Raw genomic sequence first — 16,055 nt, 5'->3', positions numbered from 1 at the left:
GACACACGGTGGCAGTCGATGGTTGTGCCCGGTCAGCGTCCCAGCTTGGATCTGACCATGCCGACCAGGGCGTTCAGCTCCTCGATCCGCATTTTTCGGGCGGCGAGGTAGAAGACGGCCAGAAGTGCGGCGGCGCCGCCGACGAGCGCGGCGAGCGATCCGACGAGCCCGGTGCCGAGTGCCTGCATCAGGACGTACACCAGGGCGCCGGAAATGATCGTGGCGGGGATGCTGGCGCCGGCGAGCCGGGCGTAGGTCCGCACCACGTGTGAGGTGTCCAGGTCGCCGTCCATCCGCTTGCTCAGGCGGCGCCAGGCGACGCCGACGCCGATGACGTAGGCGAGGCCGTAGGACGCCGCCATGCCCACCACGGCCCAGCGGGCGGGCAGGAGCAGGAAGCAGAGGGCGGAGGCCGCGGCGTTGACGCCGGCGACGATCACCGTGTTGTAGAAGGGCGTCCGGGTGTCCTCGTACGCGTAGAAGGCGCGCAGGACGACGTACTGCACCGAGAACGGGATCAGGCCCACGCCGAAGGCCATCAGCATGTAGCCCATCGGGATACCGGCGCCGGACGAGCCGTAGACCAGCGTGCACAGCGGAATGCCGAGGGAGAGGAACCCGAACGAGATCGGGACGATGGCCACGGCCGAGGTGCGCAGGCCCTGGGAGATGTCGTCCCGGACCGCTCCGGTGTCGCCGTCGTGGGCGGAGCGCGCGAGCCGGGGCAGCAGTGCGGCCATGACGGAGACGGTGATGATCGCCTGCGGCATGTTCCAGATCAGCTGGGCGCTGGCGTAGGAGATGAAGCCGGTGCCTGGGTGGCCCTGCCGGTCCGCGGTGTTTCCGGCCCAGGTGGAGAGCTGGGTGACGACCAGGACACCCGCCTGGTTGGCGAGGACGAACAGCACCGTCCATTTGGCGAGCTTGGCGGCCTTGCCCAGGCCGTGGCCGCGCCAGTCGAACCGGAGCCGCAGCTTGAAGTCGGCGTCACGCAGATACGGGATCATCGCCAGCGCCTGGACCACCAGGCCCAGGAGGGTGCCGATGCCGAGCAGCCGGATGCCCTGGTCGGGGATCGTGGTGACGCCGATGTGGGAGGTCTTCGCCGTGCCGTAGACCCAGATGAACAGGCCGAAGGTGGCGATCATGACGATGTTGTTGAGGACCGGGGTCCACATCATCGCGCCGAAGCGGCCGCGGGCGTTGAGGATCTGGCCCATGACGACGTGCAGGCCCATGAAGAAGATCGTGGGCACGCAGTAGCGGGTGAAGGCGACCGCGACCTCGTTGGCCGCGGGATCGCGGGAGATGTCGAACGAGACCAGTTTCACCAAGACCGGGGCGGCGAACACCGCCAGTACCGTCAGGACGCCCAGGACGACGACGACCAGGGTGAGCAGCCGGTTGGCGTAGGCCTCGCCGCCGTCGTCGTCCTCCTTCATCGCGCGGACGAGCTGAGGGACGAAGACGGAGTTCAGACCGCCGCCGATGGTCAGGATGAAGATCATCGTCGGCAGCTGGTAGGCGACCTGCCAGGAGTCACCGAGCACCGCGCCGCCGAGCGCCGCGACGATCAGCGCCGAGCGGACGAAGCCGGTGAGCCGGGACACCATCGTGCCGGCGGCCATCACGGCGCTGGACTTCAGCAGTCCTGAGGCGCGGCCCCCGGACTGCTTGCCGGCCGCCGCCACCGGGGCGAGCTCCGGCTCGGGCTCGGGCTCCTCGGTGAGCTGCTGTGCCACCGGCTCCGGGCCGGGGGCCGCCACCGGTGCCTGCGGGGCCACGGGGGCCGGTGCGGGGTGCGGCGGCTGGTAGGGCTGCTGCTGGTCCCGGAAGAGGTGGGCGAACGCATCCCGTTCGGGGCGCTCGTCGGCACCCTGGGCCATCAGCGCGTCGCCGCCGGCGAACTGCACCGTCGATTCGGGATCGCCGTACGAAAGATCGTGGGTCGGGCTCTGCGGTCCGGCGGGTGCGGGCGTGGGCCACTGCTGCGGGGCGGGGGTGTGCGGGCCGGGGGGCTGCTGGTAGAGGGGGTGCGCGGGTTGTCCCGGGGGTGGCGGGGGCGCGGCCTGGTCGTAGCGAGGCTCGGTGGTCGGAGCCTGACCGGTGGGGGCTGGTGACGGGTACAGGTCGTTGCGGTAGGCGTCCTGGACGTGCTGGTCCTGGTCCCCGGGCAACGGCGGCGTCGGAGGGACCGCCCCCGAGGGATCGCCATGGGCGCCCCGGCCGCGGCCACCGTCGTACGGCGCATTCATCGCTGCCCCACCTCATCTGTCGCCGGCCATCCGGCCCGGTCGCCTATCAACGGTCCACTTTCTCACCTGAGCCGGACGGCCCGGACTTTTCCGAACCGGTGTCCGGTGTGGGCTCACTCGGCTGCTCGGGGCCGTCACTGCCCGTGCCGTCGTCGTCGCCGTCCTTGTCCTCGGTGGAGGAACCGCCGTTGTCCTCGCCGTTTTCCTCGTCCTCGGTGTCCTCGGCCGCCCTCCGCTTGCGCTGGAGGTAGATCCGGAGACCGGCGAGCACCAGCAGCAGCACCCCGCCCGCGATGACGAGCATCACAGTGAGGGTGATCTCGGTGACGTTCACCCGGAACGTCATGGGCTCACCGTATGGCTTGCCGTCCGTGGTGTAGAGCTGTGCGGTCACCCAGGCGAGACCGTTGGCGTTCGCCGTGGTCTCGAATTTGAACGACTGGCTGTGCCCGCCGTCCACCTTGATCTGCTGGGACTTCCCCACGTCCAGGCGGTTGGGCTGCGACGAGGTCAGTCGCAGGGTCAGACCCTGGACGCCCTGTAGGAGGTTGTTCTGGACCGTCACCGGAATCGTGGCGCTGCGCCCGGAGAGCGTCGCCTCCGACTTGGGGATCAGGCGGACCTTCTTGGTCAGACCGTCGAGGTAGTTGCGGACCGAGGTGCGGAACGCGGCGGCACCCTTGTCGTCGCCCCGCCACGACGTGGACATCTCGCGCATTATGGCGTTGCCGAACGGGGTGACCACGCGTTCCGGCTGGGCCAGCACCACCTGGAAGTCGTCCAGTGAGGTCTGGGTTTCCTCGATCTGCCGGAAGGCTTCGGCGGGGAGCTCCTGCTGGCGCAGGAACGACGGGTACGCGGAGCGGCCGGGGATCTGGCGATTGGCGTTCGGATCGGGCTTGGCCTTGGCCGCGTCACCGAGCTTCGTCGGCTGGGTCCAGTTGGCCTGCTCCAGGTTCCGCAGCGCGCCGGCCATTGCCTGGGCCTGGGGCGCCGAGGGCATGCGCTGCGGCGCGACGACGATGCTGCGCTGCTGCTCCGGGTTCTCCAGGCCGATCATCTGGGCCTCGGCGAGGAATTCCTGGATGGCGAGGCTGGCGTTCCCGGACTTCGACATATCGCCTTCGAAGGCCCGGGAGAGCTGGATGTCGGTGACGATGGCGGTGTTGCCGCCGCCGATGGGCCGGGCAGCGGTCGGGGTGTACGACAGGCCGTTGTCCCGCAGGCTGTCGCTACGCGTGATGACGTTGTGGGCGCCGGCCGAGGTGGCGACGTCGACGATCGAGGAGTCGATGGCGCCGTTCACCGGCCAGGTGAAGTCGGTGCGTGGCTTCACACCGAGGATGGTGTCCACCGTCTTGGAGGCGAGTTCGGTGGCCGGGCCGAGGTGGCCGAGGGAACTCGGCACGCTCTTGCCGTGGTGCGCGAGCGCGGCCAGGTCCGGGTCGCCGAACGGCAGGGCGACGACCTCGTGCCCCTTCACGGCGTTCCCGAGATCGTTGAGCCACTGCATGGCGACGGTCTGGTTCTTGCCCAACGGGCCGTCCGGGCCGTGCACGCGGTACGTCTTGGTCATCGCTTCGACGGACGCGAGCAGGTCCGGATCGATGACGAAGGTCACGGGGAGGTTCTTGCCGAGCTCGACCATCTTCTGGAGCCGGCCGCCGGGGGCGATCTCCGCCGCGAGGTCGTCGTTGCGGAACACCGGCGTCTGCTGGGCGTCGGCACCGGTCTCGGCCGTCAGATGGGTGGTGGAGACCAGCGGCCACAGGTAGGTGAGCTGGGTCTTCTTCGCCGGGGCGGCGTCCTGCCAGGGCAGGAAGGTCCGGTCGATGCCGAGGACCTGGTCGTACGAGGAGCTCGTGGTGTGGCCGGACAGGGTGACCCCGAGCGGGTAGACGCCGTCGTCGCTGAGGCCGAGGTCCTTGACCGGGACGCTGACGGTGAAGGTCCGGCTGGTGCCAGGGTCCAGCTTGTCGACCTTCTCGGTGTGGTCGCCGATCTCCTGGCCGTCGGCGCCCGACAGATAGCCGGTGCGCTTGGTCACAGCCTCGATGGAGCTGCGGTCGTTGAGCGCGGCGCCGCGGTGCAGTCCGACGTGGGCGTCGGTGATCGGGCTCTTGCTGTCGTTGGTCAGCGTGCCGGAGACGGTGACGGTGTCGTCCTTGCCGGGAGCGGCCGGGGACATCGCGTTGATCGTGACGCTGACCGGGTGGGGGCCCGTCGAGTCCGCCCGGGCGGTGGGGGCGTGCGGGACCTGCAACGTTGCCACGAGCAGGGGCACTCCGGTGAGCAGCGTCACGGTCCTTCGCAGCCACCGGCCACGCGGCCGTTCAGTCGCCTGGAACCCTGCCGCATCGGCCACGCGCTCGCCCGTCCCTCGTCGTCGTCAGTGGTCGTCGGAATGTGCGTCCACGAATGGTAACGAGGCCCGGCGTGCCGTAGTGCCGGGGACTGCTCCACATGATCACTACGCCCGGAGGTCCGTGTGCGCTTGTCCCCCTTTATTAACGTGACGCCAGGTGCTGCGCGGCCACGTACCCTTTTCTGTTGTGCCGAACGCCAACAATGACTTCCCCACCCCGCAGCCCGAGCGGACCCCGCAGCCGACGGACGCGCTGAACCACGTACAGCGCCGCGCCGTGAGCGAGCTGCTGCGGGTGTCCCCCGTCGCGGACGACCTGGCCCGTCGCTTCCAGGAGGCCGGTTTCACGCTTGCCCTGGTCGGCGGGTCGGTCCGGGACGCGCTGCTAGGCCGGCTCGGGAACGATCTGGACTTCACCACCGACGCCCGGCCGGAGGACGTACTGAAGATCGTCCGGCCGTGGGCGGACGCGGTCTGGGAGGTCGGCATCGCCTTCGGCACCGTCGGCTGCAAGAAGAGCTCGTTCGACATCGAGGTCACCACCTACCGTTCCGAGGCGTACGACCGCACCTCGCGCAAGCCCGAGGTGTCGTACGGCGACTCGATCGAGGACGATCTGATCCGCCGGGACTTCACCGTGAACGCGATGGCGGTTCTGCTCCCGCAGAAGGAGTTCGTCGACCCGCACAACGGTCTGGAACACCTGGCGGCCCGTGTACTGCGGACGCCGGGGACGCCGCAGGAGTCGTTCTCCGACGATCCGCTGCGGATGATGCGGGCGGCCCGCTTCGCCGCCCAGCTGGACTTCGAGGTGGCGCCCGAGGTCATCGAGGCGATGACGGCGATGGCGGAGCGCATCGAGATCGTCTCCGCGGAGCGGGTCCGTGACGAGCTGAACAAGCTCATCCTGGCCCCGAACCCGCGCAAGGGGCTGCGGCTGCTGGTCGATTCCGGGCTCGCCGACCGGGTGATCCCGGAACTGCCCGCGCTGCGGCTGGAGAGCGATGAACACCACCGCCACAAGGACGTCTACGAGCACACGCTGACGGTGCTGGAACAGGCCATCGACCTTGAGGACGACGGGCCTGACCTGGTGCTGCGACTGGCGGCGCTGCTGCACGACATCGGCAAGCCCAAGACGCGGCGCTTCGAGCAGGACGGCCGGGTCTCCTTCCACCACCACGAAGTGGTCGGGGCGAAGATGACCAAGAAGCGCATGACCGCCTTGAAGTACTCCAATGACATGATCAAGGACGTTGCGCGGCTGGTGGAGCTGCATCTGCGCTTCCACGGCTACGGCACCGGAGAGTGGACGGACTCCGCGGTCCGCCGCTACGTCCGGGACGCCGGTCCGCAGCTGGGGCGTCTGCACAAGCTGACCCGTTCGGACTGCACCACCCGCAACAAGCGCAAGGCGACCGCCCTGTCGCGGGCGTATGACGGGCTGGAGGGCCGCATCGGGCTGCTTCAGGAGCAGGAGGAGCTGGACGCGATCCGTCCGGACCTGGACGGCAACGCGATCATGGAGATCCTGGGCATCGGTCCCGGCCCGCAGGTCGGCACGGCGTACAAGCACATGCTGGAGCTGCGGCTGGAGCACGGCCCGATGGAGCATGAGGCCGCGGTGGCCGCGCTCAAGGAGTGGTGGGCCGCTCAGAGCTGAGGGCGCCGAGGCCCGCGTGGCCGTGAAACCGACGATGTTTCACGTGAAACCGGGCGGAGCGCGACGGGGCGGTGTTTCACGTGAAACATGGCGGCACGCGACCGGCCGTTTCACGTGAAACACCGCCCCACAGCGTTCCTGCGCGGGTCCCGTTCTACTTCAGGGGCTCAAGGCAGAGCACGAACCGCGTGGTGGAGTGGCGGCTGCGCTGGCTTTCCGCGTAGGCCGTGGTGTTCTTGGGGCAGAGCTCCATGTCCGTGGTGTTGGCATGGACGGCCGTGACCTTGTACTTGGCCTCCGCCGTACCGCAGTCCACCACCTTGAGATCAGGTTTGATCTCGTTGCCTTCGTTCTTCATGCAGTTGCCGACCTCGGCGGTGTCGGCGTCGCTCCAGGAGCTCACCCAGGTCACGCCGATGACGATCACGGCGACAACCGCCAGGACCCCCTTCAGGACCGCCTTGGGCGACCGGGACGGCCGGGTGGTCTGCGGAGGTATGGGTGCCCCGCCCTGCAGGTAAGGCGACTGCGGCGCCTGGGGGAAACCCGGCTGCGGCTGCTGCCCGTACGGGGGCTGCGGCTGCTGGGGGTAGGCGTACCCGCCCTGGGGCGGCGGCCCGCCCTGCGGCTGGCCGACCGTGGGCGGTCCGTACGGGGCCTGAGGTGGCTGAGGTGCTTGCGGGTACGGGGCCTGGCCGTACGGCTGCTGCCCGTATGGGTTCTGGCCGTATGGGTTTTGCCCCTGCGGCGGCGTGGTCATGAGTCCCCCGATATTGGTGTGTCCGGAAGTGACGTGTCCGGACGCGCGAATGAACGCCCGTAAGGTATCGGCTCCGGCGGCGGCGCCGCACAGCCGAGGGCGCCGGCTACGGGGACGTGAAGCTCAACGGCGTCCGAAGCGGACCAGGGCCGCGGCGACCACGGCGTAGAGCGCGGCCACCACGACGATCAGCACCGCGGACCGCCCGTCAGGCGGCAGCATCACGGCGGCGACCGCGGCAGCGCCGACGAAGGCGACGTTGAACAGCACGTCGTAGATGGCGAAGATGCGGCCGCGGAAGGCATCGTCGATCGAGGACTGGACCACCGTGTCCGTGGTGATCTTGGTGCCCTGAGTGCCCAGACCGAGGACGAACGCGGCCGCCAGCATCGGTGCCGGGCGGAAGAACAGCCCGAGTGCGGGCGCCAGGACCGCGCCCGCCGCGGCGCAGCAGGCCATCCACCGGAAGGGAGTGAGCCGCCCGACCGCCCAGGGGGTGACCACCGCGGCCGCGAAGAATCCGGCTCCTGACACGGCGACGGTCACCCCGAGCAGGGCCAGACCCTCCGACGTGCTGCCGGACCAGGCGTACCGGCACAGCATCAGCACCATCACCGTCAGCGCGCCGTAGCAGAAGCGGACCAGCGTCATCGCGGTGAGCGCACCAGTCGGGGTGGGGCGTGCGGCGAGATGGCGCAGCCCCTCCACGAGCCCCCGCACGGTGCTCAACAAGGCTTCTTTCAGGTGTGGTTGGAGGACCGAGGGGTCGGGTCCGAGCAGTTGTGGCGTCATCCGCAGGGCGGTGAGGGCGGAGCAGAGGTACAGCAGCGCGGCCAGCAGCACCACGAACGCGTCCACGTCCGAGCCGGCCAGCCGGATGGCGAAGGCGAACCCGCCGCCGACCGTCATGGCGAGCGTCCCGGCCGTGGGGGCAAGGGAGTTGGCCATCACGAGCTGTTGTCCGCCGTCGACCACACGGGGCAGGGCGGCCGAGAGCCCCGCCAGGACGAAGCGGTTCACGGCGGTCACGAACAGCGCGGAGACGTAGAAGAGCCAGTCCGGGACCTGCACCGCGATCAGGGCCGCGGTGAGCATGGCGAGCAGGGTGCGCAGCAGATTGCCGTACAGCAGGACCTGCCGCCGGCGCCAACGGTCCAGCAGGACACCGGTGAACGGCCCGAGGAGGGAGTACGGCAGCAGCAGGATCGCCATGGCGGAGGCGATCGCCTCGGGTGAGGCCTGTTTCTCGGGCGAGAAGATCACGAAGGTGGCTAGCGCGGCCTGGAACACCCCGTCGGCGGCCTGGGAGAGGAGCCGTGCGGCCAGGAGCGAACGGAAGTCGCGTAGTCGGAGTAATACGCGGAGATCGCGCACAGCATGCATGAGGCACAGCCTCACACAGCCCGCCGGCCTCCGGGAGGAATACCCGGAGGCCGGCGAAGGGAGGGTGCGGGGGAGCGCTTAGCGCTCGACCTCGCCACGGATGAACTTCTCGACGTTCTCCCGCGCCTCGTCGTCGAAGTACTGCACCGGCGGCGACTTCATGAAGTACGAGGAGGCGGAGAGGATCGGACCGCCGACGCCCCGGTCCTTGGCGATCTTGGCGGCGCGCAGCGCATCGATGATGACGCCCGCGGAGTTCGGGGAGTCCCAGACCTCAAGCTTGTACTCGAGGTTCAGCGGGACATTGCCGAAGGCGCGGCCTTCGAGGCGGACGTAGGCCCACTTGCGGTCGTCCAGCCAGGCCACGTAGTCGGACGGGCCGATGTGGACGTTCTTCTCGCCCAGCTCGCGGTCGGGGATCTGGGAAGTGACGGCCTGCGTCTTGGAGATCTTCTTGGACTCCAGGCGCTCGCGCTCGAGCATGTTCTTGAAGTCCATGTTGCCGCCGACGTTCAGCTGCATCGTGCGGTCCAGGACGACGCCCCGGTCCTCGAAGAGCTTGGCCATCACGCGGTGCGTGATGGTGGCGCCGACCTGCGACTTGATGTCGTCACCGACGATCGGCACACCGGCCTCGGTGAACTTGTCCGCCCACTCCTTGGTGCCGGCGATGAAGACCGGGAGGGCGTTGACGAACGCGACCTTGGCGTCGATGGCGCACTGCGCGTAGTACTTCGCCGCGTCCTCGGAGCCGACGGGGAGGTAGCAGACCAGCACGTCGACCTGCTGGTCCTTGAGGACCTGGACGACGTCGACCGGAGCCTTGGAGGACTCCTCGATCGTCTCGCGGTAGTACTTGCCCAGCCCGTCGAGGGTGTGGCCGCGCTGGACCTGGACGCCGGTGTTCGGCACCTCGCAGATCTTGATGGTGTTGTTCTCGCTGGCGTCGATGGCTTCCGAGAGGTCCAGACCGACCTTCTTGGCGTCGACGTCGAAGGCGGCCACGAACTCGACGTCACGGACGTGGTAGTCGCCGAACTGCACGTGCATGAGGCCGGGCACGCGGCTGTCCGGGTCGGCGTCCTTGTAAAACTCAACGCCCTGTACCAGCGAGGCGGCGCAGTTACCCACGCCGACAATGGCTACGCGAACCGAACCCATTCCGGTTGCTCCCTGTGTTCTCGATGAGGGCCTGTAGGGCAGGGCCTCATGTGGTGGTGTCATTCGGACGGATCCGGCCGGGAACCACCCCGGTGCCGGGGCAGGCCGTCCGTATCTCCTGATTGGTTGTTCTCGTCCTGCGCTGCGGAGTCCGGTGTGCGCTGATCGCGCCCGGCGCGCTCACTCTCGATGAGCTCGTTCAACCACCGGACTTCGCGTTCCACGGACTCCATGCCGTGCCGCTGCAGTTCGAGGGTGTAGTCGTCCAGCCGCTCGCGGGTTCTGGCCAGAGAGGTGCGCATCTTCTCCAGACGCTCCTCCAGCCGGCTGCGGCGGCCTTCCAGCACGCGCACCCGCACATCCCGCGACGTCTGACCGAAGAACGCGAAGCGGACACCGAAGTGCTCGTCTTCCCAGGCGTCCGGTCCGGAGTGGCTGAGCAGTTCTTCGAAGTGCTCTTTGCCCGCCGGGGTCAGTCGGTAGACGATCTTGGCACGGCGTCCGGTCAGTGCCGTGGCGGGAACCCCTTCCGGGGCACCGCCCGTTTCCTCCACCAACCAGCCGCTCGCGACCAGCGCCTTGAGGCAGGGGTAGAGGGTGCCGTAGCTGAACGCTCGGAAGACCCCGAGCGAGGTGTTGAGCCGCTTCCGCAACTCGTAACCGTGCATCGGGGATTCCCGGAGCAGGCCGAGGACGGCGAATTCGAGGATGCCGGAACGCCTGCTCATCCTCCGCCTCCCAGGCACTGTGGGGTCTTTATCTCGTGCTGATGTATCGACTCGATACATCCAGACGATAGAACGGCACCCTGGCCGGAACAAGTAGTCGGACGGTGAACGGCGTCACATCACTTATTCGTGCGAGGCAACCTGACTGTTTTGGAGTGAATTTCAACACTGGGCAGGTTTTGGCCGTGCGTAGTCTGTGCGGCATGCAGACTGCCGGGAACCGTGGGCCTATACGTGGCGTCCCTGACCTCGGTGTAGTGCGGCCCGCGCGTCAGGAACGGGCCGTGCTTCGGGGGGATCTGAAGACAACTGCCGCCTTCAGGCGACGAGAGAGCGCGCCTGCCCGAGGAGTATTCGTTCCATGAGCGAGCACCGTCGCAAACCACCCCAGCCGCAAGGTGGCGGGCGTGCCGCTGCCAGACGCGCCGCGCCGCCTTCCGGGCATCGCACGGCCCCTGTGCAGGGTGCCGGTGCCACGCCCCAGCCGCCGGAGCCGCGGCCGGGCGGGCGTGCCGAGGCCCGCCGGGCCGCCCAACGAGGCGGCCGCCGGCGGGGATCCGATTCCGCAACCATGGCGTCCGGTGGTGGCGCCGGGCATGGCGGCGGCCGCCGTGGCGGAGGCGGCGGCGGAGAAGGGGGCCGGGGGCGCGGTCGGGGTGGTGGAAAGCCGCCCAAGAAGCGTTTCATCGATTACCCGCGCGCCAACCACACCGGCTGGCGGCGGTGGATGCCGTCCTGGAAACAGGTGGCCAGCATGTGCGTCGCGGTTGCCGGCCTGGTCGTCGGCGTGGCCGGCGTCGGTCTCGCGCTGGTGCAGGTGCCCGATGTCAACAAGGCTTCCAAGTCGCAGAACAACGTCTACCTCTGGGCCAATGGCAAGGTCATGGCCCGTGACGGCGAGACCAACCGCCAGGTGGTCGGTATCAGCGAAATCCCGCTTTCCATGCAGGAAGCGGTGATTTCCGCGGAGAACGCCTCCTTCCGGAGCGACCACGGCGTCGACCCCATGGGCATCATGCGGGCCTTGGTCAACATGGCCCGGGGCGGCGACACCCAGGGTGGCTCGACCATCACTCAGCAGTACGTCAAGAACGCCATGCTGAGCCAGGAACAGACCCTGGACCGGAAGTTCAAGGAACTGTTCATCTCGGTCAAGGTCGGCTGGAAGCAGTCGAAGGAGCAGATCCTCCAGGGCTACCTGAACACCAGCTACTTCGGTCGTGGTGCCTACGGGATCCAGGCCGCGGCCCAGGCGTATTACGGCAAGGACGCCTCCAAGCTGGATCCGAGTGAGAGCGCCTTCCTGGCCGCCACACTCAAGGGCGCCAACCTGTACGACCCGGCGGGTGGCATCGGTGCGAACGCCACCCCGGCGCTGAACACCGCACGCGCCAAGGAGCGTTGGGCGTGGATCCTCGACCGCATGGTCGAGAACCACCACATGACGGCGGCGGAGGAGGCCAAGTTCAAGGCGAAGGGCTTCCCCACGCCGCAGAAGCCCCGTCCGGTGGCGAGCAAGGGCGGGCAGGTCGGCTACCTGATCGACGTCGCCAAGAAGTACGTACTCAAGAACACGGACGTCGGTGAGGCCCGCTTCGACAAGGGCGGCTACACGATCCAGACGACCTTCGACGAGAAGAAGACGAAGGAACTCGCCGCCGCGGTGAAGAAGGTCAACGACCAGTACATCGACCTGAAGAAGCGGCCGGAAAAGGACAAGTACGTCCAGTTCGGTGGTGCTTCGGTCGTGCCGGGCGACGGCAGGATCGTGGCGCTGTACGGCGGCGACGGCTACGACAAGGGGCACTTCAGCAACAACGCCGACACCTACGGCGTGCCGGTCGGCTCGACCTGGAAGCCGTTCGTCCTCGCCGCGGCGATGCAGTACGGGAAGGCCGGCAGCAACCAGCCGCTGTCGCCGGACAGCAAGTACAACGGCGACGACCATCTCAAGGTGAGGAACTCGGACGGTACATACGTCCTGAAGAAGGACAACACGCCCTTCTACCAGGTGAACGAGAGCGACTACCCCTGGGGCTACATCTCCTTGCGGAAGGCGATGGAGCAGTCGGTCAACACCCCGTTCGTCCAGCTCGGCATGGACGTCGGGATGGACAAGGTGAAGGAGACGGCGCAGGCCGCGGGGATCTCGCCGGCCAGCTTCGACAGGAACCTCAACCCGTCCTTCGCGCTGGGCACGTCCACGCCGAGTGCGATCCGCATGGCCGATGCCTATGCCACCTTCGCCGCCTCCGGCACGCAGGCGGAGCCCTACTCGGTGACCAAGGTGACCTCCGAGGGCAAGGAACTGCAGGGCTTCGAAAAGCCGAAGCCGAAGACGGCGATCGATCCGAACATCGCCAACAACGTCACCGACGTGCTGGAGAACGTGGTCGAGAACGGCACGGGCAAGGCGGCCAAGAAGCTGGGGCTGCCGGCCGCGGGCAAGACCGGTACCACGGACGAGAACAAGTCGGCCTGGTTCGTCGGCTACACCAAGCAGCTGTCGACGGCCATCACCATGTTCCGTGAGGACGCGCAGAACCCCCGCCAGCTGTCCATGAACGGTGTCGGTGGTTTCGACTCGATCCACGGTGGTGCGCTGCCGACCGAGGTGTGGACGCAGTACATGCTGCAGGCGATGGAGGGTCTCCCCTCGGCGCCTTTCCCGGCGGCCCAGCCGATCGGGCAGGTCATCAACGAGCCCGGTATGCCGTCCCCCACGCCGACGCCCACGCCGAGTTCCGCGCCGCCGACTCCGTCGAATTCGCCCAGCAACTCGGCCTCCCCGACGGCGACCCCGACCGCGACCCCGACCCAGACCTGCTCCCCCTGGGACATGCGCTGCAAGAACCACGGAGGGAACAACGGTGGGGGCAACGGCGGCCCCGGCGGGCCGGGGGGCAACACCGGCGGGACGCCTCCGACGTCGCCCGACCCGACCAGTGGTGGGAGCAACGGCGGAGGAGGCATCTTCGGCGGTCCCACCGGCGGCTGAGAACCGCTGAGCGTTTCACGTGAAACGTCGGCCTGTTTCACGTGAAACATGGCTCCACGAAGCCCCCGACCCGGAGCGACCGGGTGGGGGCTTCGTCGCGTTCGTCCCCGGTACGTACGGCAGGATGGGGCCATGACGAGCCTGCGACAGGACGAGCCCGTACGGCCGACGCGACGGGATGAGGTGGCCGCGGCCGGCAGCGAGCTGATCGGTGGCCCGCTCGGCCGGCGCGCGCTGCTCGGGGCGCACTGGCTGACGCCGGTGCGGGTCATCGCGCTCGTCGCCATCGGCATGTTCGCGCTCGGCATGGTGCAGAAGCTGCCCTGCTACAACGGCGGCTGGTTCTTCGGCGCCACCAGTCAGTACGTGCACGCCTGCTACTCGGACATCCCCCACCTCTACTCCGGCCGGGGATTCGCCGACGGGCTGATCCCGTACTTCGACAAGCTGCCCGGCGATATGCAGTACCTGGAGTACCCGGTGCTGACCGGGCTCTTCATGGAGGTCGCCTCCTGGATGACGCCGCACGGTGGGCCGATCCAGGACCGGGAACAGATCTACTGGCTGGCCAACGCCGGCATGCTGATGGTCTGCGCGGCGGTCATCGCGGTGTGCGTGGCCCGTACCCACCGGCGGCGTCCTTGGGACGGGCTGCTGGTTGCCCTGGCGCCGGCCTTCGCGCTGACCGCCACCATCAACTGGGACCTGCTGGCGGTCGCGCTGACCGCCGCGGGGATGCTGCTGTGGTCACGCAGCCGTCCGCTGGCGGCCGGTGTCCTGATCGGGTTGGCGACCGCGGCGAAGCTCTACCCGGTGCTGCTGCTGGGGCCGCTGCTGGTGCTGTGCTGGCGGGCGGGCACCTGGCGCGCGTACGGGCGGGCCGTCCTCGGCGCGGTGGTGTCCTGGCTGGTGGTGAATCTGCCGGTGATGATCGCCCACGATGCGTCCGGGTTCCATCTCCGGGAGGGCTGGGCGAAGTTCTACACCTTCAGCCAGGAGCGGCCCATCGACTTCGGTTCGGTCTGGCTGCTGATCTCACAGCGGACCGGCAACCCCCTGGAGGACGCCAACCTCTACGCGTCGCTCCTGATGATCCTCGGCTGCGGCGCCCTCGCACTGCTGACCCTGTACGCACCGCGCCGACCGCGCTTCGCACAGCTCGCCTTCCTCGTTGTGGCGCTGTTCATCCTCACCAACAAGGTCTACTCGCCGCAGTACGTCCTGTGGCTGATCCCGCTGGCGGCGTTGGCACGGCCGCGCTGGCGGGACTTCCTGATCTGGCAGGCGTGCGAGGTGATGTATTTCCTGGGGATCTGGATGTACCTGGCCTACACCGGCAACGGCGACAAGCATCAGGGGCTGCCGCCCGAGGGCTACCAACTGGCCATCGCACTGCACCTCCTCGGCACGCTGTATCTGTGTGCCGTGGTCGTCCGGGACATCCTGATGCCGGAGCGCGATGTTGTCCGCAAGGACGGCGACGACGATCCCTCGGGGGGCGTCCTGGACCGGAGTCCCGATGTGTTCGTGCTCGGGCGGGCGCACCACGAGCCGCGGCACGCGGTGCACTTCGAGGGGGCGCCGCGGGTGCGCTGGGGCGTCGTACAGGACTGAGCGACGCGGCGGAAACGCGCCAGGGCCCGGTGCCGCGGAACCTCCCGCAGCACCGGGCCCTGGCGTTGGTGAGTGCCGGGCCGGGTGGCTCAGCGGTCCACGAGGCGGTCGTACTGCGTGGTGGTGTGCCGCAGGTGGGCCACCAGTTCCTCGCCCACCTTGGGCTCGGGGGCGTCCGCCGGGACGAACAGGATCGACACCTGCATGTGCGGAGGCTCGGCGAACCAGCGCTGCTTACCGGACCAGACGTACGGCGCGAGATTGCGGTTGACGCTCGCCAGACCGGCGCGGGCCACGCCCTTGGCGCGCGGCATCACCCCGTGCAGCGCCTTGGGGGACTCCAGGCCGACGCCGTGCGAGGTGCCGCCGGCCACTACGACGAGGTAACCGTCGGAGGCCGCCTTCTGTTGGCGGTAGCCGAACCGGTCGCCCTTGGCGACGCGGGTCACGTCGAGCACCGAGCCGCGGTACTCGGTGGCGTCGTGGTCGCCGAGCCAGAGCCGCGTCCCGATCCGTGCGCGGAAGCGGGTCTGCGGGAACTGCTGCTGGAGGCGGGCGAATTCGTTGGGCTTGAGGTGGCTGACGAACATGGTGTGCAGCGGGAGACGGGCGGCGCGCAGCTGGTCCATCCACCGGATGACCTCGTCGACCGAGTCGGAGCCGTCTGCGCGGTCCAGCGGCAGGTGGATCGCGAACCCCTCCAGCCGGATGTCCTCGATGGCCGCGGCCAGCTTCGGCAGGTCCTCCGGCTTGACGCCGTGCCGCTTCATGCTGCTCATGACCTCGATGACGACCCGGGCGCCGACCAGCCCGCCCACGCCCTCCACCGAGGAGACCGAGCGGATCGCCCGGTCGGGCAGCGGCACCGGCTCCTCGCCGTGCCGGAACGGGGTCAGGACCAGCAGATCGCCGCTGAAGTAGTCCTTGATCTGGGCCGCTTCGTAGGTGGTGCCGACCGCGAGGATGTCGGAACCGAGCCGGGTGGCCTCCTCGGCGAGGCGCTCGTGGCCGAAGCCGTAGCCGTTGCCTTTGCAGACCGGGACCAGCCCGGGGAACTGCTGGAGAACGCTCTGTTGATGCGCCCGCCAGCGCGGGGTGTCGACGTAGAGGGTGAGCGCCATGGCCGGC

General features: G+C 68.7%; 10 protein-coding genes. 3 read left to right on the top strand and 7 right to left on the bottom strand.

Annotated features, from left to right (window positions below):
- Positions 1–32: 32 nt before the first annotated feature.
- Both murJ and ACFVT2_RS01940 read right to left on the bottom strand, forming a co-directional pair.
- Positions 33–2,255 carry a murein biosynthesis integral membrane protein MurJ gene (murJ, locus tag ACFVT2_RS01945; RefSeq protein WP_390010910.1) on the bottom strand — a complete coding sequence of 741 codons (2,223 nt, stop codon included), beginning with the start codon at positions 2,253–2,255 and terminating at the stop codon, positions 33–35.
- A 46-nt stretch (positions 2,256–2,301) separates the two neighbouring features.
- On the bottom strand, positions 2,302–4,557 hold the full coding sequence (locus ACFVT2_RS01940; protein WP_390010909.1) for a DUF6049 family protein: 2,256 nt from the start codon (positions 4,555–4,557) through the stop codon (positions 2,302–2,304).
- A gap of 250 nt (positions 4,558–4,807) precedes the next feature.
- Here ACFVT2_RS01940 and ACFVT2_RS01935 point away from each other — a divergent pair, with 250 nt between their 5' ends.
- A complete protein-coding gene (locus tag ACFVT2_RS01935; RefSeq protein WP_390010907.1) occupies positions 4,808–6,283 on the top strand; it encodes a CCA tRNA nucleotidyltransferase in 1,476 nt (491 codons plus the stop codon).
- Positions 6,284–6,437: 154 nt separating this feature from the next.
- Here ACFVT2_RS01935 and ACFVT2_RS01930 read toward each other — a convergent pair whose 3' ends face one another.
- From ACFVT2_RS01930 to ACFVT2_RS01915, 4 genes are all read right to left on the bottom strand, one after another.
- Positions 6,438–7,043, bottom strand: coding sequence for a hypothetical protein (locus tag ACFVT2_RS01930; protein ID WP_390010906.1), 606 nt, complete (start codon positions 7,041–7,043; stop codon positions 6,438–6,440).
- 123 nt (positions 7,044–7,166) lie between these two features.
- Positions 7,167–8,426 (bottom strand): MFS transporter, encoded by a 1,260-nt coding sequence (locus ACFVT2_RS01925; RefSeq protein WP_390010905.1) that lies wholly within the window; start codon positions 8,424–8,426, stop codon positions 7,167–7,169.
- A gap of 78 nt (positions 8,427–8,504) precedes the next feature.
- Positions 8,505–9,587 (bottom strand): inositol-3-phosphate synthase, encoded by a 1,083-nt coding sequence (locus ACFVT2_RS01920; protein WP_390010903.1) that lies wholly within the window; start codon positions 9,585–9,587, stop codon positions 8,505–8,507.
- Positions 9,588–9,646: 59 nt separating this feature from the next.
- Entirely contained in the window at positions 9,647–10,315 is a 669-nt protein-coding gene (locus ACFVT2_RS01915; protein WP_390010902.1) for a PadR family transcriptional regulator, read from the bottom strand.
- A gap of 361 nt (positions 10,316–10,676) precedes the next feature.
- Between ACFVT2_RS01915 and ACFVT2_RS01910 the strand changes: the two genes are divergently transcribed.
- Positions 10,677–13,313 (top strand): transglycosylase domain-containing protein, encoded by a 2,637-nt coding sequence (locus tag ACFVT2_RS01910; protein WP_390010900.1) that lies wholly within the window; start codon positions 10,677–10,679, stop codon positions 13,311–13,313.
- 132 nt (positions 13,314–13,445) lie between these two features.
- A complete protein-coding gene (locus ACFVT2_RS01905) occupies positions 13,446–14,927 on the top strand; it encodes a glycosyltransferase family 87 protein (RefSeq protein WP_390010899.1) in 1,482 nt (493 codons plus the stop codon).
- An 89-nt stretch (positions 14,928–15,016) separates the two neighbouring features.
- On the opposite strand, the gene ACFVT2_RS01900 is transcribed toward ACFVT2_RS01905, so the two are convergent.
- Positions 15,017–16,048 carry an alanine racemase gene (locus ACFVT2_RS01900; RefSeq protein ID WP_390010897.1) on the bottom strand — a complete coding sequence of 344 codons (1,032 nt, stop codon included), beginning with the start codon at positions 16,046–16,048 and terminating at the stop codon, positions 15,017–15,019.
- Positions 16,049–16,055: the final 7 nt, after the last annotated feature.

This window comes from Streptomyces sp. NPDC058000, assembly GCF_042886435.1.
GTDB lineage: Bacteria > Actinomycetota > Actinomycetes > Streptomycetales > Streptomycetaceae > Streptomyces.
Note: the sequence above shows the minus strand (reverse complement) of the source record. Positions and strands in the feature narration are given on the sequence as shown.

Excerpts from the sequence above, each read along its gene's own strand:
- murJ (WP_390010910.1), bottom strand. The coding sequence starts at position 2,255 with ATGAATGCGCCGTACGACGGTGGCCGCGGCCGGGGCGCCCATGGCGAT.
- ACFVT2_RS01925 (WP_390010905.1), bottom strand. The coding sequence starts at position 8,426 with ATGCATGCTGTGCGCGATCTCCGCGTATTACTCCGACTACGCGACTTC.
- ACFVT2_RS01910 (WP_390010900.1), top strand. The coding sequence starts at position 10,677 with ATGAGCGAGCACCGTCGCAAACCACCCCAGCCGCAAGGTGGCGGGCGT.
- ACFVT2_RS01920 (WP_390010903.1), bottom strand. The coding sequence starts at position 9,587 with ATGGGTTCGGTTCGCGTAGCCATTGTCGGCGTGGGTAACTGCGCCGCC.
- ACFVT2_RS01900 (WP_390010897.1), bottom strand. The coding sequence starts at position 16,048 with ATGGCGCTCACCCTCTACGTCGACACCCCGCGCTGGCGGGCGCATCAA.
- ACFVT2_RS01930 (WP_390010906.1), bottom strand. The coding sequence starts at position 7,043 with ATGACCACGCCGCCGCAGGGGCAAAACCCATACGGCCAGAACCCATAC.
- ACFVT2_RS01915 (WP_390010902.1), bottom strand. The coding sequence starts at position 10,315 with ATGAGCAGGCGTTCCGGCATCCTCGAATTCGCCGTCCTCGGCCTGCTC.
- ACFVT2_RS01905 (WP_390010899.1), top strand. The coding sequence starts at position 13,446 with ATGACGAGCCTGCGACAGGACGAGCCCGTACGGCCGACGCGACGGGAT.